Below are 23,626 nucleotides of genomic sequence, written 5' to 3' on the forward strand. Positions count from 1 at the left end.
CGCCACTCAGGCCGCCCTCAGTGCAGCGGCGGCAGACGCTCTTGCCAGGGGGCTGGCAGGACGCTGACGACGCGGCTGCGGCAGGTGTGCCAGAAGGCCGAGAGCAGGAGCAGGGCGGCGCCGATGCAGAGGGCGGTGAAGGCGAAGCTGAGGCTGACCATGCCCAGGTTCTTCAGCAGGGCGGTGAAGGCGTAGAGCAGATAGGCCAGGGCCGACACCATCAGGGCGCGCCGGTCGATGGCCAGGGACAGCAGTCCCAGCAGGGCGTAGATGAGAAGCGCCGCGGCGGCCTGAACCAGGGTGGCCTCCCGGGAGAACATCTGCAGCGACGTGAAAATGGGATGGACCAGCAGGGGCGCCGCCAGCAGGTGCAGCCAGAAGGCCACGTCGGCGCGGCGGGTCTTGCGCTGCGGATCGGCCGTGTCCCAGGCCATGGCCAGGGCGAACACCGCCGTGCCGGCGACGAAGGTGATGGGGGCATACCATTCCCGGGCCAGCGTTGATCTGAGGAAGAGCATGGCCAGCAGGGTGCCGGCCACCGCGGCGGCGCCGGCAGCGACGGTGATGGGCACGCGGAAACGCCGCCAGTGCAGCCAGGCGCCGAGGCCGCCGAGGAGCCCCGCCAGGGGCAGGGAAACGCTGTCCAGGGGCCGCAGCACGGCCACGGTCATGCCCACCAGGCCGCCGACGAAAGCCAGCAGAAGCACGATGGAGGGCAGGGCCAGGCGCCGCTGGCGGGTGAAGAACTCGGCCAGGCCCCAGGCCGTGGCGGCCACCAGCAGGGGGCCGGCGCCGTCATGGACGCGGCTGCCGAGCCAGCCGAGGGCGGCCAGGAGCAGCAGGCAGGCGATGACCACGAAAATGTCGTTGAAGCCGCTGACCAGGCGGAAGTGCTCCTCATCCACCACCGGCAGGGGCCGGCCCTGCACCATATAGGCATGGAAGGCATCCACCGCCTCCTGGCTGAGCACGCCGTCGCGCACGGCGGCCGCCAGATCCTCGTCGTTGTACATCGGGGCAAGCTCCTGCAAAAACTTGATCGGTGAGGGAACGGGCGTTCCCGCAGGCCTGCAGGCTACCGGATTTGTATGCCGTCGTCTTCTCCGGCGCGGGTCGTCGGCGCCGCTGCCGGGTGCCACAGCCGGTCCAGGACCAGGGCGGTGAGGCCGCCGAGGAGGGCGCCGGCCAGCACGTCGCTGGGGAAATGCACCTGCAGGTAGAGGCGGGAGATGCCCACTGCCAGCCCCAGCACGGCTGCCGCCGCCAGGACCCAGGAGCGTTGCAGCAGGAGGCCGAGGGCGATGCCGAAGGCCAGGGCCTGGGCGCTGTGCAGGCTGGGGAAGGAGGCGTGGGTGGCGAGGCCATCCAGGGCCGAGTGGAGGTCGGGCCGGGGGCGCTGGATGAGGCTCTTGGCCAGGTGGCCGATGCCGATGGCAACGCTTAGGGCGGCGGCCGGCAGCCAGGCCCGGGGCCGACGGCGGTGCGCCAGGAGTCCCAGCAACAGGCTGGCCGGCAGCAGCAGCCAGAGGGAGCCGAGCCAGGTGAGGCTGCCCATGGCCCGGTCCAGCAGGGGGCTGCGGATCTGGGCGAAAAGGTCGAGCAGGGCCCGGTCCCAGGCCGGGATGCCCCGGGGGGCCAGCAACCACAAGGCTGTCAGGCAGGCCATGCCGAAGAGGGCCGTGCCCAGGGCGCGCCCGGCCTGGGGCCGTGGAGAAAGGCGTCCCATGGACTCAGGCGGGGGGCAGGGGCAGCAGCAGGCGGGCGGCCAGGCCGCCGCCCTCCCGGGGCGACAACTCCAGGCGGCCGCCGTGCAGGCGGGCGATGCGTTCGACGATGGCCAGGCCCAGGCCGGTACCGGTGGTGTCGCTGCGGGCGGCCTCGAGGCGGGTGAAGGGGCGCTTCAGCCGCTCCACTTCGGCGGGGGGGATGCCCGGTCCCCGGTCCAGCACGGCGAGGAAGGCCTGTCCGTCGGCGATGCCGGAGGCCAGGGTGATGTCGCCGCCGCCGTATTTGCGGGCGTTGCCGATGAGATTGGTCAGGGCCCGTTCCAGGGCCCGGGGGCGCAGCCGCAGGGGCGGCAGGGGCGATGTCTGCAGTTGCACCGGTTCCTGGCGCTCCTGGCAGCGGCGGGCCAGGGTGGCCAGCAGCTGGTTGGGATCGGCACTTTCTTCCGGCTCCTGCTCCTCGCCCCGGGCGTAATCGAGGAACTGGCCGATGATGCCGTCCATCTGGGTGATGTCGTCGTTCATGCCGGCCCGCAGGCTTTCGTCCTCCACCCCCATTTCCGCCGCCAGGCGCATGCGCGCCAGGGGGGTGCGCAGATCGTGGGAGATGCCGGCCAGCACCAGGGCCCGTTCGCTTTCCAGGCGGGCCAGGTCGGCGGACATCTGGTTCATGGCCCGGGCCAGCAGGCGCACTTCCTCGGCCCCTTCTTCGGCCAGGGTGGGCGGCCGCTCGCCACGGCCCACGGCCCGGGCGGCCCGGGCCATGATTTTCAGGGGGCGGGCGATGCGGGCGACGATGAGCCAGGCCACCACCAGGGACAGCACCAGGGAGACGGCGCCCCAGCCCAGCCACTGCCAGGTCGGGTTGCGCTCGGTGCGCTCCCGCGGCAGCACCAGCCAGTAATCGTCCCCTTCCTCCATGGAAAAGCGGATCCAGAAGCCGGGCTGGTCGTTCACGGCGATGGCAAAGCTGGCCTGGGGTCCCATCAGCTGGAAGGCTTCCCGCTGGAAGATGGTGAAGAACTCCCGGTCGGGCAGGGGCGTGACCCGGTCCTGCTCTTCCGCCGGGTAGAGGCGCAGGCCTTCCCGTTCCGACAATTCCCGCAGCAGATCGCGGCGCAGCACCGGGTCGGCGCTGAGCAGGGCGGCCCGGGTGATGTTGGCGACGCTGGCGGTTAGCTGGGCCAGCTGGCGGGCCCGGGGTTCCCGCTCGGCAGCCCGGAACAGGGCGACCCAGACCGAGACGGACACCAGCAGCAGCACCGCCACCAGGATGAAGGCCCGCACCAGCAGGGTGCGGGGCAGCAGGCGCTGCAGGGGGCGCGGCAGTTTCATGGCCGGCGGGGGCTCAGGCGGTGGTGCCCTGGCCGTCCGGCACGAACACGTAGCCGAAGCCCCAGACGGTCTGGATATAGCGCGGGGTCTGGGGGTCCGGCTCGATCAGCTTGCGCAGGCGGGAAATCTGCACGTCAATGGCCCGGTCGAAGGGGCCCTGTTCCCGGCCCCGGGCCAGGCTCATCAGGCGGTCCCGGGAAAGGGGCTGGCGCGGGTGCTGCAGCAGCACCTTGAGCACGGCGAATTCACCGGTGGTGAGCATCACCGCCTCGCCCTCGGCGCCCCGGGTGAGGCGGCGGGTGGCCAGGTCGATGCTGATCTCGCCCACCTGCACCGTGCCTTCGGCCTCCACCGGGGAGCCCGGCGGCGGCAGGGCGCGGCGGCGCAGCACCGCGTGGATGCGGGCCACCAGCTCGCGGGGGTTGAAGGGCTTGGGCAGGTAGTCGTCGGCGCCCATTTCCAGGCCGACGATGCGGTCGATCTCGTCGCCCTTGGCGGTGAGCATGAGCACCGCCTGGTGCGGGTCGGCGGCCCGCAGGCGGCGACAGATGGAGAGGCCGTCCTCGCCGGGCAGCATCAGGTCCAGCACCAGCAGGTCGAAGGTCTCCCGGGCCAGCAGCTTGTCCATGGCCGGGGCGTTTTCCGCCGTCTTGACGACGAAACCCTGTTCGCCCAGGTAGCGCAGCAGCAGGTCCCGCAGGCGCTGGTCGTCGTCCACGACGAGAATGCGTTGTTTGTTTTCGCTCATGGCTGGCAATGCTAACCGGTTCCGTGCCCCGGCAACAGGGCTCCGCCGGGCCCGGCGGGGGCCAAGTCGTTACGCCGCGTTGCTGACCGGGGCTGGGGAAACAATTATTTACAAAGCCGTGGGCCGGCCTTACATCCAGACGGGGCCGGGCTTGCATCCAGGCGTTAGGATGGCGTCGTGGCTGCCGCTCTGGAAGCGGCCCGGCAATTTGGGCACACTGTGCGCCGTCGCCGGCCCGGGCTCCGGGGTTGCGCGGGCTTTCCCGCCGTGACGGCGACGTTGCCGGTTGTAGTGATTCCATGGTGCATATGAAACGACTGTTCCTCTCCGCTCTCCTGCTGCTCTCTGCCGCCTCCCTCTGGGCCCGGCCGGAGGAGCCGCGCCTGCTGGCCCAGGCCGAAGGCGGCCTGCGCATGGAGCGGGCGGAGGACCCCCACGCCCGTCTGAGCAAGGAAGAGCGGCGGGAAGCCCGGCGCCAGTGGCTCAATTCCCGCCAGGCCGAGCGGGAGGAGGGGCCTCCCGGTTTTGCGCCGGGCGAGGAGCGGCGGCGCCTGTCGCCGGAAGAGCGGCAGCGCCTGCGGCGGGATGTGCACGAGGCCGGCCGGGAGTTCTACCCCCGGGAAGAGCGCCGTCCCCTGTACCCGGAAGGGCTGCCGCCGGCGCCCCGCTCTCCCCGCCATCCCTGAGCGGCCATCCGGCCGCGGGACGGGTTGTGAGCCCGTCGTCGATAAAAAATCCTGATCCACCCGGTACTTGCGGACTTGTTCACACAAGCTGTGGATAACTTTGTGGGTTATTGCCGGACAGATGGCCTAAGTAGCCCGGGGATAAGGATTTTTCTTACTCTGCCCAAAAAAACGGCTTTGCCGGTAATTTCAATAAAAACAAATAGATACAACGTTGGCGCTGGCTCCCGCCTGTCATCGTGGCCGGAAAGCGGCTCCCCGGGCCAAGGGGCGGGCTGTTTGTGCATAAGTCAAGTCTTGACACGCTTTTTTTTGCCTTTTTTTTGCCGACCCCAATGCCGGGGCGGGGAAGGGCCGGGCCTGGGTTAAAATCGCTCCCCATGAATCTGCTGGCCCTCGAAACCGCCACCGACCAGGGGTCCGTCGCCCTCTGGCGCGACGGCGTCCTCCTCTCCCGGGAATGTCCCGCCGGTGAGCAAAGCTCTCTCACCCTCTTGCCCCTGGTGCGCGCCATGATGGCCGAAGCCGGCCTGGCCATGGCGGACCTGGACGGCATCGCCTTCGGTGCCGGCCCGGGCGCCTTCACCGGCCTGCGGGTGGCCTGCGGCGTGGCCCAGGGCCTGGCGGTGGCCCTCGACCGGCCGGTGCTGCCGGTGGTGACCCTGGAGGCCATGGCCTATGCCGACGGCAGCCCCCAGGTGGCGGTCTATCTGGATGCCCGCATGAACGAAGTCTATTGCGGCGCCTACCGCCGGGTGGGCGAAGTCCTGGAACTGCAGGGCGCCATCACCGTCTGCCCGCCGGCGGAGGCGCCCCTGCCTGCTGCCGGAGACTGGGCGGTATGCGGCAACGGTGTACCGGCCTACCCGGCCCTGAGCCAACGCCTGGCTGCCTGGCCCCTGGGCGGGCAACGGGTGCCGACGGCAGCGGCGGTGGCCCGGCTGGCGGCGCCCCGGCTGGCCCGGGGCGAAGGCCTGGACCCGGCCCTGGCGGCTCCCCTCTACATCCGCGACAAGGTCGCCCTGACCGTGGCCGAGCGCCTGGCCCAGGGCGGCAGGGCCTGACCCATGCGCTCCCTTTCCGCCCTGGCCGCCGAACTGGCTCCCCTGGAGTTCCTACCCATGAACGGCAAGGACCTGGCCCAGATCATGGAAATCGAAAACCGGGTCTATTCCCATCCCTGGACCCAGGGCAATTTCGCCGACTCCATGAAGGCCGGCTACAGCTGCTGGGTGGCCCGGGAGGGCGGCGCCCTGGTGGGCTACATGGTGCTCATGCCGTCCCTGGACGAGACCCACCTGCTCAACATCAGCGTCGCCGCCGAGCGCCAGGGCCGGGGCTACGGCGCCCGGCTGCTGCGCTTCGCCATGGAGGTGTCGCGCCACGGCGGCGCCGTCACCATGCTGCTGGAGGTGCGTCCCTCCAACGCCAAGGCCCTGGCCCTCTATGAAAACTACGGTTTCCAGGTGATCGGCCGGCGCAAGGGTTATTACCCGGCCGTCGAGGGGCGGGAGGATGCCCTGGTGCTGCGCCGGGAGCTGGGGGAGATCGCGGCATGAACCATAACGGCGAGGGGGCCATGGGCAATCTGGAAATCCTGCATGAAATGGGGCTGACCCCCCTGTGGGTCCTGCGCGGCCAGGCGGAGGAGGGGGCTGAGGCGATGGATGCCGTCGCCCTGCCCGAGTCCGCCGCTGCCGCAGCACCTGTGGCCGAAGCTCCCCGTTCGCCGCGGCCGTCCCTGATTTTGCCGCCGGCCGCTGCCGCGGCCTTCTCCGGTGCGGTGCCGGCGCCCCGGACGCCCCTGCCGGCCGGCAGCCTGGGCAATATGGGCTGGGATGAGTTGCAGGACGCGGTCGCCGCCTGTCAGGCCTGCGCCCTGTGCCAGCAGCGCAAGCAGGCGGTGCTCGGCGTCGGCGATCGGCAGCAGCCGGACTGGATGTTCATTGGCGAAGGCCCCGGTGCGGACGAGGACGAGCAGGGCGAGCCCTTCGTCGGCCAGGCCGGCAAGCTGCTCGATGCCATGCTGGCCGCCATCGACCTGCAGCGGGGCCGGGGCGTCTACATCGGCAATGCGGTGAAATGCCGGCCGCCGGGCAACCGCACGCCGGAGGCGGCGGAGATGGATACCTGCCGTCCCTACCTGCAGCGCCAGATCGAGCTGCTGCAACCCAAGCTGATCGTTCTACTCGGCCGCGCTGCGGTGCACAGCGTGCTGGCCCAGGAGCGGCCCCTGGCTTCCCTGCGGGGCCGGCCCCACGAATACCTGCTCAACGGCCGGCCGATCCCGGTGGTGGTGACCTACCATCCGGCCTATCTGCTGCGCAATCTCACGGACAAGGCCCGGGCCTGGGAAGACCTGTGCTTCGCCCGGCGCCTGCTGGCCGACGCCCGGCGCCAGGCCGGAGGCTGATTCCGTTCCGGGGTGGTCCGGGAGCCAATAGGGGCGCCATTCTCCGCCATGGCATGCTGGAGATGTGCGTCCCTTCTGCCTTCCAGGGCATGCCCGTTGCGCCTCGCCGTTACGTCGGCTGCGGCGGCCATGCCCTTGTACTTTGCGTTACCATGCCCCATCTTCATGCGCTGATCCCGCCAAATCGAGGAGAGTCCCCATGTCCCTGCCCCTGCTAGCCCTCTTTTCCCTGGTCGCCGCCCTGCTCAGCGGTTGCGGCTACAACACCTTCCAGTCCCTGGACGAGCAGTCCAAGGCCGCCTGGTCCGAAGTGCTCAACCAGTACCAGCGCCGCGCCGACCTGGTGCCCAACCTGGTGAATACGGTGAAGGGCTACGCCGCCCACGAGGAAAAGGTGCTGACCGAAGTCACCGCCGCCCGGGCCAAGGTGGGCAGCATCCAGGCGACGCCGGAACTGGCCAACGATCCCCAGGCCCTGGCCCGCTTCCAGCAGGCCCAGGGGGAACTGTCCTCGGCCCTGTCGCGCCTGCTGGTGGTCAGCGAGAACTATCCCCAGCTGAAGGCCGATGCCGGTTTCCGCGACCTCCAGGCCCAGCTGGAAGGCACCGAGAACCGCATCGCCGTGGCCCGCAACCGCTACATCAAGGCCATCCAGGAGTACAACGTGGCGGTGCGCAGCTTCCCCAACAACCTCACCGCCATGGCTTTCGGCTACCAGCCCAAGGCCAATTTCTCGGTGGAAAACGAACAGGCCATCTCCACCGCGCCCAAGGTGGATTTCGGCGCCGCCCCGGCCAAGTAAGCCGCTCCGCTCATGGCCTTCCTGCGCTGGTTTTGCCGGTTGCTGCTGCTCCTTTGCCTGGGCGGCCTGACGGCGGCCTGGGCCCAGGTGCCGGTGCCGGCCCTGAAGGCCCGGGTGACCGACCTCACCGGCACCCTCAGCGAAGCCCAGCGCCAGTCCCTGGAAAACCGCCTGGCCGCCTTCGAGCGGGAAAAGGGCGCCCAGGTCGGCGTCTTGCTGGTGCCCACGGTGCGGCCGGAGAGCATCGAGCAGTACGGCATCCGCGTCGCTGAAACCTGGAAACTGGGGCGCAAGGGTGTGGACGACGGCCTCATCCTGCTGGTGGCCAAGAACGACCGGGAAGTGCGCATCGAGGTGGGTTACGGCCTGGAAGGCGCGGTGCCGGACGTGGTGGCCAAGCGCATCATCGAAGAGACCATCGTGCCCCGCTTCCGGGCCGGCGACATGGCCGGCGGCATCGGGGCCGGGGTGGAGCGCCTGCTGGCGGTGATCGGCGGCGAGCCCCTGCCGGCGCCAATGGCCGACCATGGCGGCGGCGACCTCAACGTAGACCTGCTCTTCCCCATTTTCATGGTCGCCGTGGTGGCCGGCAATGTGCTGCGGGCCCTCTTCGGGCGTCTGCTGGCGGCCGGCGCCTGCGGCGGCGTGGCGGCCGTGGTGGCCGGCTTCATGGGCGCCAGCCTGTTCGGCGTGGCCGGCATCGGCATCGTGGTGTTCCTCTTCATCCTCGTCGGCGGCAGCGGCTTTGTCGGCGGCGGCGGAGGTGGGGGCTGGAGCGGCGGCGGGGGATTCTCCGGCGGTGGCGGCGGTTTTGGAGGCGGTGGTGCCTCCGGGAGATGGTGATGCAAGCATCCGATCTGGGGCGCTTCCTGCGCTATCTGCTGGTGCCCGAATGGCTGGCCCGGCGTCCTTTCCCGCGGGAGTCCCTGGTCCGTATCGAGGCCGCCATTGCTGCCTCCGAACAGCGCCACGAGGGCGAACTGCGCTTCGTCCTGGAAGGCTGCCTGCCCCTGGGCTATGCCCTGCGGCCCGAGGGCTGCAGGGCCCGCGCCCTGGCCCTCTTTTCCGACCTGCGGGTGTGGGACACGGTGCATAACAGCGGCGTGCTGATCTACCTGGACCTGCTCGACCGGCAGGTGGAAATCGTCGCCGACCGGGGCATTAATGCCCGGGTGGAGGCCCATTTCTGGGAGGAGGTGTGCCGCAGGATGGAGGCGGCTTTCGCCCGGGGAGAATTCGAGGCCGGCTGTCTGGCGGCCATCGACGACATCACGGCGGTGCTGCAACGGCACTTCCCGGCCCTGCAGGCCAATCCCAACGAACTGCCTGACGCGCCCCTGATGCTCTGAGGCCCGCGCCCGGGGTCAGTGGGCGTTGCAGTTGTCCAGGTGGATGACGTCGTCCCGTTCCCGCTGGTTGGCCTGGTGGCGCCGGCGCACCAGCCACATGGCGGCGGCGACGAAGAGGCCGAACAGGGTGATGACGGTGTAGATGGAGAAGTCGGCCTTGATCATGGCGGCGTAGAGGCCGGTCATGATGAGGATGGAGAGGTTCTCGTTGAAGTTCTGCACGGCGATTGAATGGCCGGCCCCCATGAGGATATGGCCCCGGTGCTGCAGCAGGGCGTTCATGGGCACCACGAAGAAGCCGGAGAGGGCGCCGATGAGGATCAGCAGGGGTACGGCGACCCAGAAGTCCCGCACGAAATTCATGCCGATGACGATGATGCCCATGGCGATGCCCAGGGGAATGACCCGGATCGACTTGCGCAGGGTGATGAACTTGGCGGCCACGGCGGCGCCCACGGCCACGCCCAGGGCCACCACGCCCTGCAGCATGGAGGACTTGGACAGGTCCAGGTGCAGGGCCGCCTCGGCCCACTTGATGACGATGAATTGCAGGGTGGCGCCGGCGCCCCAGAAGAGGGTGGTGACGGCCAGGGAAATCTGCCCCAGGCGGTCCCGCCACAAGAGGGCCAGACAGTGGCCGAACTCGTGCAGCAGGTACCAGGGATTCTTTTTCAGGGGCTTGTGATCGACCCCGGTGTCCGGGATGTAGAGATTGAAGACGGCGGCGATCAGGTAGAGCAGGCCCACCACGCAGAGGGCCATTTCCACCACCGTGTCGATGGGGGTATCGACGAAGGGCAGGTCGAAGCCGAGCAGCATGGCCGATATCTTGGGCTGGATCAGGGCGCCGCCGAGGACCGTGCCGAGGATGATGGCGCCCACGGTGAGGCCTTCGATCCAGCCGTTGGCCAGGACCAGCAGGCGGTGGGGCAGGTACTCGGTGAGGATGCCGTACTTGGCCGGCGAGTAGGCGGCGGCGCCCAGGCCCACCACGGCGTAGGCCGCCAGGGGATGGACGTGGAAGAACATGAGGGCGCAGCCGAAGATCTTGATGCCGTTGCTGATGAACATCACCCGCCACTTGGGCATGGAGTCGGCGAAGGCGCCGACGAAGGCCGCCAGGAGGACGTAGGAAACGGTGAAAAACAGCTTCAGCAACGGCGCATAGGCCTCAGGCGCCTGCATCTCCCGCAGGGCGTAGATGGCGGTGATGAGCAGGGCATTGTCGGCCAGCGCAGAGAAAAACTGCGCCGCCATGATGATGTAAAAGCCGATCTGCATCAGGTAGGTCGCCCCGGGCAGCGGGCGATGGAGTGTCTCGCGTCGAATAGGTCTTGTTGGGCGAAGGTTTATACCACGAAAGGCTTAACTTTGTGATGAAAGTGGGGTGAATGCCCGTGGGGCGGGCCTTTGGCGGCTTCCGCCGGAACGGGCTTTATGTTTGAATAACCCCCATAAATTCAGGGAGGTTCCCCACTTATGGCCGATCGCCGCCTGCAGGTGTTCCATGCCGTTGCCAAGCAACTGAGCTTTACCAAGGCGGCGGAGACCCTTTACATGACCCAGCCCGCGGTCACCTTCCAGATCAAGCAGCTGGAAGAGCACTTCAACACCCGCCTCTTCGACCGGGGCCACGGCCGCATTTCCCTCACCCCAGCCGGTGAGCTGGCCCTGGAGTACGCCGACCGCATCCTCGGCGAATACGCCGACCTGGAGGCCCGCCTGGCGGAAATGACCGGCCAGATGCGGGGCCCCCTGCTGGTGGGAGCCAGCATCACCATCGCTGAATTCATGCTGCCCCGGGTGCTGGGGGAGTTCAATGCCCTCTATCCCCATGTGCGGGCCCGGCTGGTGGTGGGCAATTCGGAAACCATCGAGAACCGGGTGGCCGAACATTCCCTGGACCTGGGCATCACCGAGGCCATCGAGCATCTGCCCCAGTTGCAGGCGGAAACCTGTTGCGACGACGAGTTGCAGGTGATCTGCTCCCCCAGTCATCCCCTGGCCCGGGAGTCGGCCATCACCCCGGCCATGCTGCGGGACCACGCCTTCATCGCCCGGGAACCGGGTTCGGGCACCCGGGAGGTGACCGACAACTACTTCCGTCAGGCCGGGGTGGACCCGGCCAGCCTCAAGGTGCTGATGGAACTGGGCAGCCCCGAGGCCCTCAAGGGCGTGGTCAGCACCGGCCTGGGCGTGGCCATCGTCTCCCGGGCCAGTTTCCACAAGGAGCTGCAGCTGCAGCATCTGGTGGCCATTCCCCTCTTGCCCCGGCTGACCCGGCCCCTGTCCCTGGTGACGCCGAAGGAGAAGTTCCGCTCCAAGCTGGTCACTTCCTTCGTCGATTTCGCCCGCCGCAAGCTGCAGGAATACGCCGCCTGAGGCGGTGCCGGCAGGGGGGCGCCCGGCGGCGTCTTTTCCCTCCGGCGCCGCCTTGGCGTAATATGGCCGCCTGCGCCCGCCCGCGGCGCGCCATCTTCTTCATCCATCACCGTTCCCGCCCATGCCCCGTCCCATCTGCGCCACCATCGATCTGGGGGCGCTCAAGCACAATCTCGCCGTGGCCCGCCAACATGCCGATCAGGGTGTTGCCGGTCCCGCCCGCCTGTTCGCCGTGATCAAGGCCAATGCCTACGGCCACGGCATGCTGCCGGTGGCCCAGGCCCTGGCCGGTCTCACCGACGGCTTTGCCCTGCTGGACCTGAGCGAGGCGGCGAAATTGCGGGAAGCCGGCATCCGGGAACCGATCCTGCTGCTGGAAGGCTTCTTCCAGCCGGAAGACCTGGAGGCGGTAGCGGAGCTGGGCATCATTCCCGCGGTGCACCGCCTGGAGCAGCTGGAAGCCATCGAGGCCGCCGGCCTGCCGGTGAAGCTGCCGGTGTTCATCAAGTTCAATACCGGCATGCACCGCCTCGGCTTCACCGCCCAGACCTGGCCGGCTGCCCAGGCCTTTCTCGCCCGCAGCAGGGCCATCGGCCCGGTGACCTACATGACCCACTTCGCCGAGGCCGACGGGGCCCGGGGCGTGGATTGGCAGCTGGAACGCTTCCGCGCCTGGACCGCCGGCTGGCAGGGCGAGGTGTCCCTGGCCAATTCGGCGGCCCTGCTGCGGCACAAGGAGGCGGTGCAGGGCTGGGCCCGCCCCGGCATCCTGCTCTACGGCGGCAGTCCCTTTGCCGAGGTCAGCGCCGAGGAACTGGGCCTGAAGCCGGTGATGACCCTGGAAAGCGAAATCCTGGCGGTGCAGGACGTGGCCCCCGGGGAGCGGGTGGGCTACGGCGGCATCTTCGAGGCGACCCGGCCCAGCCGCATCGGCATCGTCGCCTGCGGCTATGCCGACGGCTACCCGCGCCATGCGCCGCCCGGCACGCCGATCCTGGTGGATGGCCGGCCCACGGTGACGGCGGGGCGGGTTTCCATGGACATGCTGTTCTGCGATCTCACCGATCTGCCCCAGGCCGGTGTCGGCTCCCCCGTCACCCTGTGGGGCAAGGGCATGCCGGCGGACGCGGTGGCCGCCGCCGCCGGTACCATCAGCTACGAGCTTTTCTGCGCCCTGGCGCCCCGGGTGCCGGTGCGCTGGATCGGCAACTAGGCCAGGCAAGCGCCGGCGGCTTTTTTGCCCCGGTGCGACCTGCGTCACGCTCATTTTTCCGCTCCCAGCCTAGAATTTGAGGTTGATCCGGGCCCTTTTTTCCGGCCCGCCCCTGGGGAGCCGTCTTGCGCCATTCGCCGTCCAGCCGTCCGCTCTTGCCGCTATGCCGGCATCTTTCCGCCTGTCTGACGTTTCTGCTCCTCATCCTGCCGGCCGCGCCGGCCCAGGCCCTGGAGAATGTGACGCTGCAACTGCGCTGGCGCCACCAGTTCCAGTTCGCCGGCTACTACGCCGCCCAGATGCAGGGCTACTACCGGGAGGCGGGCCTGGCGGTGGATATCCGGGAGGCGGAGCCGGGCCAGGATGCGGTGCAGGCGGTGCTGGAGGGCAAGGCCCAGTACGGCGTCGGCACCAGCGACCTGCTGGTGCATTACCACCGGGGCGCCCCGGTGCTGGTGCTGGCGGTGATCTTCCAGCATTCGCCCCTGGCCATCGCCGCCCGCCGGGCCGCCGGCATCCGCAACATCCACGACCTCAACGGCAAGAAGGTGATGATCGAGCCGGGGGCCAACGAACTGCTCGGCTACCTGGGCCGGGAGCGGGTGGATACGGACAGCCTGGCCCTGGAGCCCCACAGCCAGACCGTGCAGGACCTGCTGGACGGCCGGGTGGACGCCCTTTCCATCTACCGCACCGACGAACTCTACGAACTGCGCAAGCAGGGCGAGCGGGTGGTGGTGTTCACGCCAGAATCGAGCGGCCTGGATTTCTACGGCGACAACCTGTTCTCCACCCAGGCTGAACTGCGCCAGCATCCGGAGCGGCTCAAGGCCTTCCGCGCCGCCAGCCTCAAGGGCTGGAGCTATGCCATGGCCCATCCCCAGGAGGTCATCGACTACATCCTCAAGCACTACGGCCGGCGCCACAGCCGGGACCACCTGGCCTTCGAGGCGGAGCAGATGGTGCCCCTGGTCCAGGCCCAGCTGGTGGAGCCGGGCTATTTCCATGTTGGCCGCTGGCGCCACATGGCCGACACCTACGCCGACCTGGGATTGCTGCCCCGGGACCTGTCCCTGGATGACCTGCTCTACGCGGGCGAGGGTGGCAACGCTGGCAGCGGTAGCCAGTCCAGCCTGTGGTTCGTCGCCGGCATGGGGGCCCTGGTCGCCGTCGCCCTGGTGGTGGTGCTGGTGCGCCGCTACATGCGCCGCCTGCGCCGCAGCGCCAGGAACTGCCTGGGACTGATGGAGGAGGCGCCTTTCCCGGTGGCGGTGACCCGTCCCGAAGCCGACGGCGAACTGCTCTACATCAACCGCTGCGCCGAGGAGTACTACGGCGTCTCCCGTCACGACGTCGTCGGCCGGCCGGCCCAGGGCTTCTGGCGCAACCCGGAACAGCGCCAGCAGATGGTGGACGAGCTGCACCGCCGCGGCGGCCGCTGGCTGGGCTTCGAGGTGCAACTGCAGGGACTGGAGGGCAAGCCGGTGTGGGTGCTGATGTCGGCTGCCTGCATCGACTTCGAGGGGCGGGAGGCCATCGTCCTCTCCTTCCACGACATCACCCAGCGCAAGCGCACGGAGATGGCCCTGGGCCAGAGCGAGCAGCGTTTCCGCACACTGGCCGAGTCGGCTTACGACGTCATCTGGACCATGGACCTCAACGGCCGCTTCACCTACATCAGCCCGTCGGTGGAACGGCTGCGGGGCTACACCCCGGAGGAGGTGCTGCAACAGTCCATGGCCGAGGCCCTGACGCCGGATTCCATGTCCCAGGCGGCGGAGGGCTTCGCTTACCTGCTGCGCACCGGCCAGGTGCTGAAGCACCACTGGGAGTTGGAACAGCCCTGCAAGGACGGCTCCACCGTATGGACCGACGCCATCGTCAATGTGCTGCGGGACGACGAGGGGCACCTCACCGGCCTGCTCGGCATCACCCGGGACATCACCGCCGAGCGCAAACTGCGCCAGGAACTGCAGTCCCGCAGCGTGGCCGTGGATGCGGCGGCGGAGGGGGTCATCATCACCGACGCCAACGGCGTGGTGGAATACGCCAACCCGGCCTTCTGCGACATGACCGGCTACAGCCTGGAGGAGGTCCTCGGCCAGCGCACTTCCCGCTTCAAGAGCGGCGTGCATGATGCGGATTTCTACCGCCAGCTGTGGGGCACCATCACCTCGGGCAACCCCTGGCGCGGCGAGGTGGTGAACCGGCGCAAGGACGGCATGCTCTACCACGAGCTGCTCACCATCGCCCCGGTGAAGAACGAGCAGGGCGCCGTGGTGCGCTACGTCGCCATCAAGCACGACATTTCCGAACGCAAGCGCATCGAGCAGCGCCTGGAACACCTGGCCCACTTCGACCTGCTCACCGACCTGCCCAACCGCACCCTGTTCTTCGACCGCCTGCAGCAGGCCTTCTTCCGCGCCCAGCGCTACCAGGAAGGCCTGGCGGTGCTGGTGCTGGATCTGGACGGCTTCAAGGCGGTGAACGACAGCCAGGGCCACCAGGCCGGCGACCTGCTGCTGGCGGCCTTCGCCTACCGCCTTAAACAGACCCTGCGCCAGTCCGACACGGCGGCGCGCATGGGCGGCGACGAATTCACCGTGCTGCTGCACGGGGTGCGCCAGGACGAGGATGCGGTGACTGCCGCCAACAAGGTGCTGGAGGCCCTGGTGCAGCCCTTCGACATCCTGGGCCAGCGCTGCCAGGTCAGCGCCAGCATCGGCGTGGCCCTGTTCCACCAGGCCTACGCCAGCCCCGACATGCTGGTGCAGGCCGCCGACGGCGCCATGTACGAGGCCAAGCGGGCCGGCAAGAACCGCTGGGTGCTGGCCCGGCCGCCCCAGCCGGCCCCGGAATCCTGATCGCCGCCGCCCTGGTGTATCCTCCCGCCCATCATGGCGAAGACGAAAAGCATCTATACCTGCACCGAATGCGGTGCCCAGTCCCCCAAATGGCAGGGCCAGTGTTCCGCCTGCAATGCCTGGAACACCCTGGTGGAAACCGTGGCCGAGGCCGGCGGCAAGGGCAGCGGCCACCGTTTCGAATCCCTGGCCCCCGGCACGCCCAGGCTGCAGGCCCTCTCCGAGATCGAGACCCGGGAAGCGGCGCGCCTGCCCACGGGGCTGTCCGAATTCGACCGGGCCCTGGGCGGCGGCCTGGTGGCCGGCGGCGTGGTGCTCATCGGCGGCGACCCGGGCATCGGCAAGAGCACCCTGCTGCTGCAGGCCCTGGCCGCCCTGGCGCCCCAGCACAAGGTGCTCTACGTCAGCGGCGAAGAGTCGGGGCAGCAGGTGGCCCTGCGGGCCCGGCGCCTGCAGCTGGACGTGGAGCGCCTGCCCCTGCTGGCGGAAATCAACCTGGAACGCATCCTCGGCGTGGTGCAGACGGAAAAGCCCCAGGTGGCGGTGATCGACTCCATCCAGACCCTGTGGTCCGACCAGCTCACCTCGGCCCCCGGCTCCGTGGCCCAGGTGCGCGAATGCGCCGCCCAGCTGACCCGGCTGGCCAAGCAGACCGGCGTCACCGTGATCCTGGTGGGCCACGTGACCAAGGAAGGGGCCCTGGCCGGGCCCCGGGTGCTGGAACACATCGTGGACACGGTGCTGTATTTCGAAGGCGACACCCATTCCTCCTTCCGCCTCATCCGGGCGGTGAAGAACCGCTACGGCGCGGTCAATGAACTGGGCGTCTTCGGCATGACCGACAAGGGGCTCAAGGGCGTCTCCAACCCTTCGGCCCTGTTTCTTTCCCAGCACGGCCAGGAGGTGGCCGGCTCCTGCGTCCTGGTGACCCAGGAAGGCACCCGGCCCCTGCTGGTGGAAATCCAGGCCCTGGTGGATACCACCATGGGCGGCAGCCCGCGGCGCCTTTCCGTCGGCCTGGAGCAGAACCGGCTGGCCATGCTGCTGGCGGTGCTGCACCGCCACGCCGGCATCGGCTGTTTCGACCAGGACGTCTTCGTCAATGCGGTGGGCGGGGTCAAGATCAGCGAACCGGCAGCGGATCTGCCGGTGCTGCTGGCCATCATTTCCTCCCTGAAGAACCGGCCCCTGCCGGAAAAGCTGGTGGTCTTCGGCGAAGTGGGCCTGGCCGGCGAGATCCGCCCGGCGCCCCGGGGCCAGGAACGACTCAAGGAAGCGGCCAAGCTGGGCTTCACCCGGGCCCTGGTACCCGAGGCCAACAAGCCGCGCCAGCCCCTTCCCGGGCTGGAAGTGGTGGCGGTGAGCCGCATCGAACAGGCGGTGGAGCGGCTGCGGGACTGGGAGTAGGGCGGGCCCAGGGTGCTGGGGTACGGCGCCCGCTGACGCTACAAAGAAAACGGCGGCCAGGGGCCGCCGTTTTGCATGGGGAGGGCGGCGTGGCCGCCGGGTTCAGGCTGTGGCGCTGGGCGTGGTTACCGTCGCTGCCGGGGTTTCTTCCTTCGGCTTGCGCAACTGGGCGAGGAAGTCGTCCATGCCCTTCTGCACCAGCTGGTAGGTCTTGTTGATACCGGCTTCCACCTCGCCGTTGAGAACGTTGAGGCCCTTGAGGATGTCCTTGGCTTCGTTGAAACCCTTCTCAAAGCCGCTGCGGATCACGTCCACGAAGTCGGATGCCACCTGTTCCGGATCGTCGTCGGGCCGCTTGGCGGCATAGGCGGCGTAAAGACCGGTGGTGAAGGAGAGGATGCGGGCGGCGGTGGCCTCCGGCGAGTTGTCCTGGCTGGCGGCCTTCTGCAGCGCGTCGGGGCCCTCGGAAATGCCCAGCACCTCGTTGATGCGGTCGATGGCGGTGCGGAAGAGCAGGGCCTGGGAGTCGTTGCCGGCCTGGATCGAAACCTGCAGGGCGGATTCCAGAATGCCGACCTTGAACTGCTTGGTGGCCGTATCGACCTTCAACGCCCGATGCTCTTCCTGGGGATAAACACGGGAATTGCCGCTGTTGGCGCTGGCAGTCTGCTGGCTGGGCCCCTGGGGGGCGGCGATGTCGTTGGGCATGATAGTCTCCGAAATATATTGGCGGTCGCATTTCTCGCTCTATCTGCCATTACGTCATTTTTTTCAATGACTTGAACGTTTCTTTACCTTTTTTTGTAGATTCAAGCCTGGCGCGGCTCTCCGTGGGGTTGTCCGGTGCCGTTGCGTCTCGTTTCGCCGGAGTTGTCCATGTTTTCACTCGCATTCCGCCTCCTGCGCCGGGATTTCTCGGCCGGTGAATTGCGCCTGCTGGCCCTGGCCCTGGTGGTGGCGGTGGCCAGCATCAGTTCCGTCGGATTTTTCACCGACCGGGTGCGCCAGGCCCTGGAGCGGGAGTCCCGCCAGCTGCTGGGGGCGGACCTGCTGCTGACCTCCGACCATCCCCTGGCCCCGGAATTTGCCGCCGAGGCGGCGCGGCGGGGCCTGCAGATGGCCCAGACCCAGGTTTTCCCGAGCATGGTGACGGGGGAGGAGGGGGCCCAGCTGGCAGATATCAAGGCCGTCTCCAGCGACTATCCCCTGCGGGGCAAGCTGCGCCTGGCTCCTGGCCTGGGGGCGCCCGACAGCGAGATCCAGGGCGGGCCCCAGGCCGGCACGGTATGGCTGGACGAGCGCCTCGCCACCCAGTTCGGCAGCGGGCCGGGGCAGAGCCTCAACCTGGGCCAGGCCCGCTTCACCGTGGCCGGGGTGCTGACCCTGGAGCCGGACCGGGGCGTCAATTTCTTCAGCGTCGCCCCCCGCCTGATGATGAACCTGGCCGATCTGCCCGCCACCCGGCTGATCCAGCCTGGCAGCCGGGTCGCCTACCGCCTGCTGCTGGCCGGCCCGGACCGGGCGGTGGCCGACTACCGCCGCTGGGCCGAGCCCCGCCTGACCCGGGGCGAGCGGGTGGAGGACGCCAGCAATGCCCGCCCGGAAATCCGCACCGCGGTGGACCGGGCCCAGCAGTTCCTCGGCCTTTCCGCCCTGCTGGCCGTGGTGCTGGCCGCCGCCGGGGTGGCCCTGGCCATCCGTCGCTACCTGCAGCGTCATCTCGATCCCTGCGCCGTGATGCGCTGCCTGGGGGCGCCCCAGGGCCAGGTGCTGGGGCTGTACCTGGGCCAGTTCCTCATTCTCGGCCTGGCCGCTTCGGCAGTGGGGCTGGCCATCGGCTTCGGCGCCCATTTCGTTCTCCACGCCTGGCTGGCCAACCTGCTGGCCGCGCCCCTGCCGGCACCCAGCCTGTGGCCCGCCCTGCAGGGGCTGGTGGCCGGACTGGTGCTGCTCTTCGGCTTCGCCCTGCCGCCCCTCCTGCAACTGCGCAAGGTGCCCACCCTGCGGGTGCTGCGGCGGGAACTGGGGGAGCCGGACGCCTCCATCCTCGCCACCTACGGCATTGGCCTGGCGGCCCTGGCCGGCCTGCTTTTCTGGGCCGCCGGCGAGCCCAAGCTGGGGGCCTACGCCGCCGGCGGCTTCACCGCCGCCCTGGGCCTCACCGCCCTGATCGCCCGTCTGGCCCTGGCCCTGCTCAAGCCCCTGCGCCGGGTCGGGCCGGCGGTGGGCTTTGGCTGGCGCTACGGCTTGGCCGGCCTGGAGCGACGCTCCCTGTCCAGCGTGGCCCAGATCGTCGCCCTGTCCCTGGGCCTGATGGCCCTGCTGCTGCTCACCGTTACCCGGGGCGACCTGATGCAGGCCTGGCGCCAGGCCTCGCCGCCGGACGCGCCCAACCGCTTCGTCATCAACATCCAGCCCGAGCAGCGCCAGGAAGTGGGGGAAGCCCTGGGGCGCATGGGCATCCGCGCTGAACTCCTGCCCATGGTGCGGGGCCGCCTCACCGGCATCGACGGCCGCCCCGCGACCCCGGCTGACTATGAGGACGACCGGGCCAAGCGCCTGGTGGAGCGGGAATTCAACCTTTCCTGGGCCGCCGACCTGCCTCCCGGCAACAGCATCACCCAGGGCCGCTGGTTCGCCCCCGGCGAACAGGGGAAGGATGGCAAAGGCAGCGCCTCGGTGGAAAAGGGCCTGGCCGAAACCCTGGGCGTGAAGGTGGGAGACGAGCTGACCTTTACCGTGGCCGGCGAACCGGTGCAACTCACCGTCACCAGCCTGCGCAAGCTCAACTGGGATTCCATGCGGGTCAATTTCTTCGTCCTGGCTCCGCCCGGCGTGCTGGAACCGTACCCGGCCAGCTATATCACCAGCTTCCACCTGCCCGACGATGCCGCCAACCGGGTGGGGGAACTGGTCAAGCGCTTCCCCAACCTGACGGTGGTGGACGTGGCGGCCATCGTGCGCCAGCTGCAATCGGTGCTGGATCAGGTCTCCCGGGCCGTGCAGTTCGTCTTCCTGTTCACCCTGGCTGCCGGCGTCATCGTCCTCTACGGCGCCCTGGCCGCCTCCCACGACGAGCGGCGCTACGAACTCTCGGTGCTGCGCGCCCTGGGCGCCGGTCGCCAGCAACTGCGGGGCGCCCTCCTGGCCGAATTCGCCGCCGTCGGCGCTCTGTCGGGCCTGATCGCCGCCGCCGGCAGCCAGGGCGTCGGCTGGCTCCTGGCCGCCAAAGTCTTCAATCTGGAGTATCAGTTTGCGCCGTGGGTCTTCCCGGCGGCCATCGTCGGCGCTGCTTTGGCCGTGACCCTGGCCGGCTGGCTCGCAGCCTCCCGCCTGCTGCGGGTGCCGCCGATGGATGCTTTGAGGGCAGGGGGATGAGGTGGCTTGGGGAGTACGCTGGGTATGACGTATGATTGTTCGTCAGGGATGTCCGGTTTGTAGGCGGGGAGAATTATGCAAATAAATAATAAGGAAGTGGAATGCCGCATGGTGGCTCCTTTGCCGTCTGCTCGCTCTTCCGGCTTATTGGATACCTCGCCGGTTTATTTGACCTATTTGTCATTTTCTACTCATTTCTCGCCAAAAGAACGTTGCCTCAAATATAAGGATTAAGAATGATTGATGTATCTGGAGATTGGTCCGGCCATATCGCTGGGACAAACAATGCAAATGTGTTTGTTGAGTTTACACAACATGGCGTTCAAATAAGCGGAAGTGCACGGATTAATGATCCGGTAAACGGCACTGCCGTTTACACCGTCTCGGGATCAGTCGCAGGGGAAACGCTCCAAGCAGAGCTCCATCCAGACATGAATTTTTTCGATAAACCGAATTATCAAACTCTCAACGTTAATGGTCAGACTGTGACCGTTAAGTTAGACCCGGCATCTGCTCACGGAATCGTAACTGTGAATGGAAAGTTCCATGACGCCTCAAATATTGATGGCGTGTGGAAGTCTACGATTGGAACCGGAGGTAGAGTTTTTCTACGGAAAATTGAGTCAATAGAAGCTAAGAGTAGTAAAGTAGAATATGTAACAGCAAATAAATATAAAAAGGTTTTCATTAGCTATTCGCATAAAGATTCTGCACATCTAGAGCGCCTTAGAGTTCATTTGAAACCATTAGAGAAGCTAGGGGTTGTAGATGTTTGGGATGACACAAAAATAAAAGTGGGAGATCACTGGAAGAAGGAAATAGATACTGCCCTACATCAAGCTGCAATAGCAGTCCTGATTGTGAGTGCAGATTTTCTCGCATCAGATTTTATTATTGATAACGAACTTCCTCCAATATTAGAAAAGGCGCAACTTGATGGAACAAAGATCGTTCCAGTGATACTTAAACCATGTAGATTTTCACGCGATGCAAATTTGTCTAGATTTCAGGCGCTAAATTCACCAGAAAAGCCGGTTTATGGTATGAATGAATCAGAGCAAGAGGTTATTTGGGACAGACTTTCCCAGCTAATCGAAGCGGAAATTGAAAATTAAGCTCGTAATCCTTAGTGTGTATGGCGATATGGCTAAGTCCTCCAAAGAACTAAAAGGCGCTATTGGTCGGGAGAAAGTTGTTCCGATGGATATGTATCGAATAGTTGAATTGATTTTGTCTACACACTTGGTTCGCCGGAATGACTAACCATTTCCTGTGCTGACGGCTCCGATTGCCCTTCACGTCAAACGGTATCCTCGGTGACGCTTTCACTTATATGTGACCATTGCGGCTCTGCTCTCCAGCAAGTCGAGCGGTCGCGCCCCAACCCCCTGGACGTCGTCGGTGTCGTGATTGTCGGTGTCTGCGTATTCGGCTTCCTGAGCCTTTTTCTCTTTACTGATCGAGGCCTTTGATTCGTTGCCATCGTCGGTGGACTGGTTGCATTCGGGCTCTTCCATATGATTGGTTTGTCAAAGAAAACCGTCCTTCGGTGCGCTCAGTGTGGCCGTACCAAGTACGGGGTGGCCCAGCCCTAGCCTGGCACTCTGGTCCCGCTCCTGCCTGTCTTCCCCTCAGTGGTACAATCCCGCCCCTTGACCAGCCGGTCGGGGGGCCTCCCCGCCCGCCGCTGTCCCTGAATTCCCCTGAAAGTTTTTTCCATGAGCGCAGAACTCCAGGCCATTGCCGCGGAAGCCCAGCGGCGGCGGACCTTTGCCATCATTTCGCACCCGGATGCGGGTAAGACGACCCTGACCGAAAAGCTGCTGCTGTTCGGCGGCGCCATTCAGGCGGCCGGTACGGTGAAGGCCCGCAAGAGCGGCCGCCATGCCACTTCCGACTGGATGGAGATCGAAAAGCAGCGGGGCATTTCCGTGGCCAGCTCGGTGATGCAGTTCGACTACCGGGACTGCGTCATCAACCTGCTCGACACCCCGGGCCACCAGGACTTTTCGGAAGATACGTATCGCGTGCTTTCCGCCGTGGACTCGGCCCTCATGGTAATCGACGGGGCCAAGGGCGTGGAGCCCCAGACCATCAAGCTGCTGGACGTGTGCCGTATGCGCGACACGCCAATTCTCACCTTCATCAACAAGCTGGACCGGGAAGTGCGCGACCCCTTCGAGCTGCTGGATGAGGTGGAATCGGTGCTGAAGATCCAGTGCGCGCCGGTGACCTGGCCCATCGGCATGGGCAAGACCTTCCGCGGCGTGTATCACCTGGCCAGCGATTCCGTGGCCCTGTTCACCCCGGGCGAAGGCAAGGATGCGGAAGTGGTGAAGGGCCTGGATCATCCGTCCCTGGCCGGCTTCTCCATGGAAATCGCCAAGCTCAAGGAAGACCTGGAGCTGCTGGCGGCCGCCCACCAGTTCGAGGCCGAGCCTTTCCTCTCCGGCAAGCTGACGCCGGTGTTCTTCGGTTCCGCCATCAACAACTTCGGCGTGCGGGAAATCCTGGATGCCCTGGTGGCCAACGCGCCGCCGCCCAAGACCCGGGAGTCGGCCGAGCGGGCCGTGGCGCCGGAAGAGGGCAAGTTCTCCGGCTTCATCTTCAAGATCCAGGCCAACATGGACCCGGCCCACCGGGACCGGGTGGCCTTCCTGCGGGTCTGTTCCGGCCGTTTCGAGCGGGGCATGAAGCTGTGGCAGGTGCGTACCGGCAAGGAAATCCGGGCGACCCAGGTGGTGGCCTTCCTCTCCCAGCGCCGCGCCACCATTGACGACGCCTACCCGGGCGACATCATCGGCATGTTCAACCACGGCAGCATCGAAATCGGCGATTCCTTCACCGAGGGCGAGAACCTGCACTTCACCGGCATTCCTTACTTTGCGCCGGAAATGTTCCGCGCCGCCCGGCCCAAGAACCCTTCCAAGATCAAGCAGTTCCAGAAAGGCCTGGAGCAGCTGGGGGAGGAGGGCGCCATCCAGGTGTTCAAGCCCCTTTCCGGCTACGAAGTGGTGCTGGGGGCCGTGGGCGTGCTGCAGTTCGAGGTGGTGGCCCACCGCCTGGCCGCCGAGTACGGGGTGGAAATCCTGCTGGAGAACAAGTCCCTCTTCGGCGCCCGCTGGGTGACCTGCGACAAGGCCGAGGACTTCAACCGCTTCGAGCGGGAGAACATGGGCAACCTGGCCACGGATGCCTCCGGCAGCCTGGCCTATCTGGCGCCGACCCGGGTCAATCTGGATCTGACCCAGGAGCGCTACCCCAGCGTGCAGTTCCACGCCACCCGGGAACACACGGTGACCCTGGGCAACCGGGGCTAAACGGG

General features: G+C 67.1%; 21 protein-coding genes. 14 read left to right on the forward strand and 7 right to left on the reverse strand.

Going from position 1 to position 23,626, the window contains the following annotated elements; genetic code table 11:
- Positions 1-17: 17 nt before the first annotated feature.
- The 4 genes from AC3QLZ_RS01345 to ompR all read right to left on the reverse strand — a co-directional run bounded on the left by AC3QLZ_RS01345 (position 18) and on the right by ompR (position 3,807).
- Positions 18-1,013: a hypothetical protein gene (locus tag AC3QLZ_RS01345; protein WP_014237452.1), complete on the reverse strand. Its 996-nt coding sequence runs from the start codon at positions 1,011-1,013 to the stop codon at positions 18-20.
- A gap of 62 nt (positions 1,014-1,075) precedes the next feature.
- Positions 1,076-1,726 carry a phosphatase PAP2 family protein gene (locus tag AC3QLZ_RS01350; protein WP_014237453.1) on the reverse strand — a complete coding sequence of 217 codons (651 nt, stop codon included), beginning with the start codon at positions 1,724-1,726 and terminating at the stop codon, positions 1,076-1,078.
- Between the two features lie 4 nt (positions 1,727-1,730).
- Complete coding sequence (locus tag AC3QLZ_RS01355; RefSeq protein WP_014237454.1) at positions 1,731-3,059, reverse strand: ATP-binding protein; 1,329 nt, start codon at positions 3,057-3,059, stop codon at positions 1,731-1,733.
- A 13-nt stretch (positions 3,060-3,072) separates the two neighbouring features.
- Positions 3,073-3,807 (reverse strand): osmolarity response regulator transcription factor OmpR, encoded by a 735-nt coding sequence (gene ompR, locus AC3QLZ_RS01360; protein ID WP_014237455.1) that lies wholly within the window; start codon positions 3,805-3,807, stop codon positions 3,073-3,075.
- A gap of 308 nt (positions 3,808-4,115) precedes the next feature.
- Between ompR and AC3QLZ_RS01365 the strand changes: the two genes are divergently transcribed.
- The 7 genes from AC3QLZ_RS01365 to AC3QLZ_RS01395 all read left to right on the forward strand — a co-directional run bounded on the left by AC3QLZ_RS01365 (position 4,116) and on the right by AC3QLZ_RS01395 (position 9,057).
- Positions 4,116-4,493, forward strand: coding sequence for a hypothetical protein (locus AC3QLZ_RS01365; protein ID WP_043798145.1), 378 nt, complete (start codon positions 4,116-4,118; stop codon positions 4,491-4,493).
- A gap of 380 nt (positions 4,494-4,873) precedes the next feature.
- A complete protein-coding gene (gene tsaB, locus AC3QLZ_RS01370; RefSeq protein ID WP_014237457.1) occupies positions 4,874-5,557 on the forward strand; it encodes a tRNA (adenosine(37)-N6)-threonylcarbamoyltransferase complex dimerization subunit type 1 TsaB in 684 nt (227 codons plus the stop codon).
- A 3-nt stretch (positions 5,558-5,560) separates the two neighbouring features.
- Positions 5,561-6,052, forward strand: a complete 492-nt coding sequence (rimI, locus tag AC3QLZ_RS01375; protein ID WP_014237458.1) for a ribosomal protein S18-alanine N-acetyltransferase — start codon at positions 5,561-5,563, stop codon at positions 6,050-6,052.
- A complete protein-coding gene (locus AC3QLZ_RS01380; protein WP_014237459.1) occupies positions 6,049-6,906 on the forward strand; it encodes a uracil-DNA glycosylase in 858 nt (285 codons plus the stop codon). Before rimI ends, AC3QLZ_RS01380 begins: the two co-directional genes overlap by 4 nt.
- A 199-nt stretch (positions 6,907-7,105) precedes the next feature.
- Complete coding sequence (locus AC3QLZ_RS01385; RefSeq protein ID WP_014237460.1) at positions 7,106-7,708, forward strand: LemA family protein; 603 nt, start codon at positions 7,106-7,108, stop codon at positions 7,706-7,708.
- Positions 7,709-7,747: 39 nt separating this feature from the next.
- Positions 7,748-8,551, forward strand: coding sequence for a TPM domain-containing protein (locus AC3QLZ_RS01390; RefSeq protein ID WP_238526302.1), 804 nt, complete (start codon positions 7,748-7,750; stop codon positions 8,549-8,551).
- Entirely contained in the window at positions 8,551-9,057 is a 507-nt protein-coding gene (locus AC3QLZ_RS01395) for a TPM domain-containing protein (protein WP_014237462.1), read from the forward strand. Before AC3QLZ_RS01390 ends, AC3QLZ_RS01395 begins: the two co-directional genes overlap by 1 nt.
- A gap of 15 nt (positions 9,058-9,072) precedes the next feature.
- Here AC3QLZ_RS01395 and lplT read toward each other — a convergent pair whose 3' ends face one another.
- Positions 9,073-10,338, reverse strand: a complete 1,266-nt coding sequence (gene lplT / locus AC3QLZ_RS01400) for a lysophospholipid transporter LplT (RefSeq protein WP_014237463.1) — start codon at positions 10,336-10,338, stop codon at positions 9,073-9,075.
- Between the two features lie 198 nt (positions 10,339-10,536).
- Between lplT and AC3QLZ_RS01405 the strand changes: the two genes are divergently transcribed.
- From AC3QLZ_RS01405 to radA, 4 genes are all read left to right on the forward strand, one after another.
- Positions 10,537-11,439 (forward strand): LysR family transcriptional regulator, encoded by a 903-nt coding sequence (locus tag AC3QLZ_RS01405; RefSeq protein WP_014237464.1) that lies wholly within the window; start codon positions 10,537-10,539, stop codon positions 11,437-11,439.
- Positions 11,440-11,560: 121 nt separating this feature from the next.
- Positions 11,561-12,652, forward strand: a complete 1,092-nt coding sequence (gene alr / locus AC3QLZ_RS01410) for an alanine racemase (protein WP_416242560.1) — start codon at positions 11,561-11,563, stop codon at positions 12,650-12,652.
- A gap of 239 nt (positions 12,653-12,891) precedes the next feature.
- Positions 12,892-15,516 (forward strand): PAS domain S-box protein, encoded by a 2,625-nt coding sequence (locus tag AC3QLZ_RS01415; protein ID WP_157870623.1) that lies wholly within the window; start codon positions 12,892-12,894, stop codon positions 15,514-15,516.
- Between the two features lie 33 nt (positions 15,517-15,549).
- A complete protein-coding gene (radA, locus tag AC3QLZ_RS01420) occupies positions 15,550-16,923 on the forward strand; it encodes a DNA repair protein RadA (RefSeq protein WP_014237467.1) in 1,374 nt (457 codons plus the stop codon).
- Positions 16,924-17,025: 102 nt separating this feature from the next.
- Here the strand turns inward: radA and AC3QLZ_RS01425 are convergent, their stop codons facing one another.
- Positions 17,026-17,631, reverse strand: a complete 606-nt coding sequence (locus AC3QLZ_RS01425; RefSeq protein WP_014237468.1) for a DUF5610 domain-containing protein — start codon at positions 17,629-17,631, stop codon at positions 17,026-17,028.
- Positions 17,632-17,799: 168 nt separating this feature from the next.
- On the opposite strand from AC3QLZ_RS01425, the gene AC3QLZ_RS01430 reads away from it, so the two are divergent.
- Entirely contained in the window at positions 17,800-20,301 is a 2,502-nt protein-coding gene (locus tag AC3QLZ_RS01430; RefSeq protein ID WP_014237469.1) for an ABC transporter permease, read from the forward strand.
- 236 nt (positions 20,302-20,537) lie between these two features.
- Positions 20,538-21,416, forward strand: a complete 879-nt coding sequence (locus AC3QLZ_RS01435) for a toll/interleukin-1 receptor domain-containing protein (protein WP_014237470.1) — start codon at positions 20,538-20,540, stop codon at positions 21,414-21,416.
- Between the two features lie 210 nt (positions 21,417-21,626).
- On the opposite strand, the gene AC3QLZ_RS01440 is transcribed toward AC3QLZ_RS01435, so the two are convergent.
- Positions 21,627-21,818 (reverse strand): hypothetical protein, encoded by a 192-nt coding sequence (locus tag AC3QLZ_RS01440; protein WP_014237471.1) that lies wholly within the window; start codon positions 21,816-21,818, stop codon positions 21,627-21,629.
- Between the two features lie 201 nt (positions 21,819-22,019).
- On the opposite strand from AC3QLZ_RS01440, the gene AC3QLZ_RS01445 reads away from it, so the two are divergent.
- A complete protein-coding gene (locus AC3QLZ_RS01445; RefSeq protein ID WP_014237472.1) occupies positions 22,020-23,621 on the forward strand; it encodes a peptide chain release factor 3 in 1,602 nt (533 codons plus the stop codon).
- Positions 23,622-23,626: the final 5 nt, after the last annotated feature.

It is taken from the genome of Azospira sp. MPR-LB4 (assembly GCF_058809525.1).

Excerpts from the sequence above, each read along its gene's own strand:
- AC3QLZ_RS01345 (WP_014237452.1), bottom strand. The coding sequence starts at position 1,013 with ATGTACAACGACGAGGATCTGGCGGCCGCCGTGCGCGACGGCGTGCTC.
- AC3QLZ_RS01350 (WP_014237453.1), bottom strand. The coding sequence starts at position 1,726 with ATGGGACGCCTTTCTCCACGGCCCCAGGCCGGGCGCGCCCTGGGCACG.
- AC3QLZ_RS01355 (WP_014237454.1), bottom strand. The coding sequence starts at position 3,059 with ATGAAACTGCCGCGCCCCCTGCAGCGCCTGCTGCCCCGCACCCTGCTG.
- ompR (WP_014237455.1), bottom strand. The coding sequence starts at position 3,807 with ATGAGCGAAAACAAACAACGCATTCTCGTCGTGGACGACGACCAGCGC.
- AC3QLZ_RS01365 (WP_043798145.1), top strand. The coding sequence starts at position 4,116 with ATGAAACGACTGTTCCTCTCCGCTCTCCTGCTGCTCTCTGCCGCCTCC.
- tsaB (WP_014237457.1), top strand. The coding sequence starts at position 4,874 with ATGAATCTGCTGGCCCTCGAAACCGCCACCGACCAGGGGTCCGTCGCC.
- rimI (WP_014237458.1), top strand. The coding sequence starts at position 5,561 with ATGCGCTCCCTTTCCGCCCTGGCCGCCGAACTGGCTCCCCTGGAGTTC.
- AC3QLZ_RS01380 (WP_014237459.1), top strand. The coding sequence starts at position 6,049 with ATGAACCATAACGGCGAGGGGGCCATGGGCAATCTGGAAATCCTGCAT.
- AC3QLZ_RS01385 (WP_014237460.1), top strand. The coding sequence starts at position 7,106 with ATGTCCCTGCCCCTGCTAGCCCTCTTTTCCCTGGTCGCCGCCCTGCTC.
- AC3QLZ_RS01395 (WP_014237462.1), top strand. The coding sequence starts at position 8,551 with ATGCAAGCATCCGATCTGGGGCGCTTCCTGCGCTATCTGCTGGTGCCC.
- lplT (WP_014237463.1), bottom strand. The coding sequence starts at position 10,338 with ATGCAGATCGGCTTTTACATCATCATGGCGGCGCAGTTTTTCTCTGCG.
- AC3QLZ_RS01405 (WP_014237464.1), top strand. The coding sequence starts at position 10,537 with ATGGCCGATCGCCGCCTGCAGGTGTTCCATGCCGTTGCCAAGCAACTG.
- alr (WP_416242560.1), top strand. The coding sequence starts at position 11,561 with ATGCCCCGTCCCATCTGCGCCACCATCGATCTGGGGGCGCTCAAGCAC.
- radA (WP_014237467.1), top strand. The coding sequence starts at position 15,550 with ATGGCGAAGACGAAAAGCATCTATACCTGCACCGAATGCGGTGCCCAG.
- AC3QLZ_RS01425 (WP_014237468.1), bottom strand. The coding sequence starts at position 17,631 with ATGCCCAACGACATCGCCGCCCCCCAGGGGCCCAGCCAGCAGACTGCC.
- AC3QLZ_RS01430 (WP_014237469.1), top strand. The coding sequence starts at position 17,800 with ATGTTTTCACTCGCATTCCGCCTCCTGCGCCGGGATTTCTCGGCCGGT.
- AC3QLZ_RS01435 (WP_014237470.1), top strand. The coding sequence starts at position 20,538 with ATGATTGATGTATCTGGAGATTGGTCCGGCCATATCGCTGGGACAAAC.
- AC3QLZ_RS01440 (WP_014237471.1), bottom strand. The coding sequence starts at position 21,818 with ATGGAAGAGCCCGAATGCAACCAGTCCACCGACGATGGCAACGAATCA.
- AC3QLZ_RS01445 (WP_014237472.1), top strand. The coding sequence starts at position 22,020 with ATGAGCGCAGAACTCCAGGCCATTGCCGCGGAAGCCCAGCGGCGGCGG.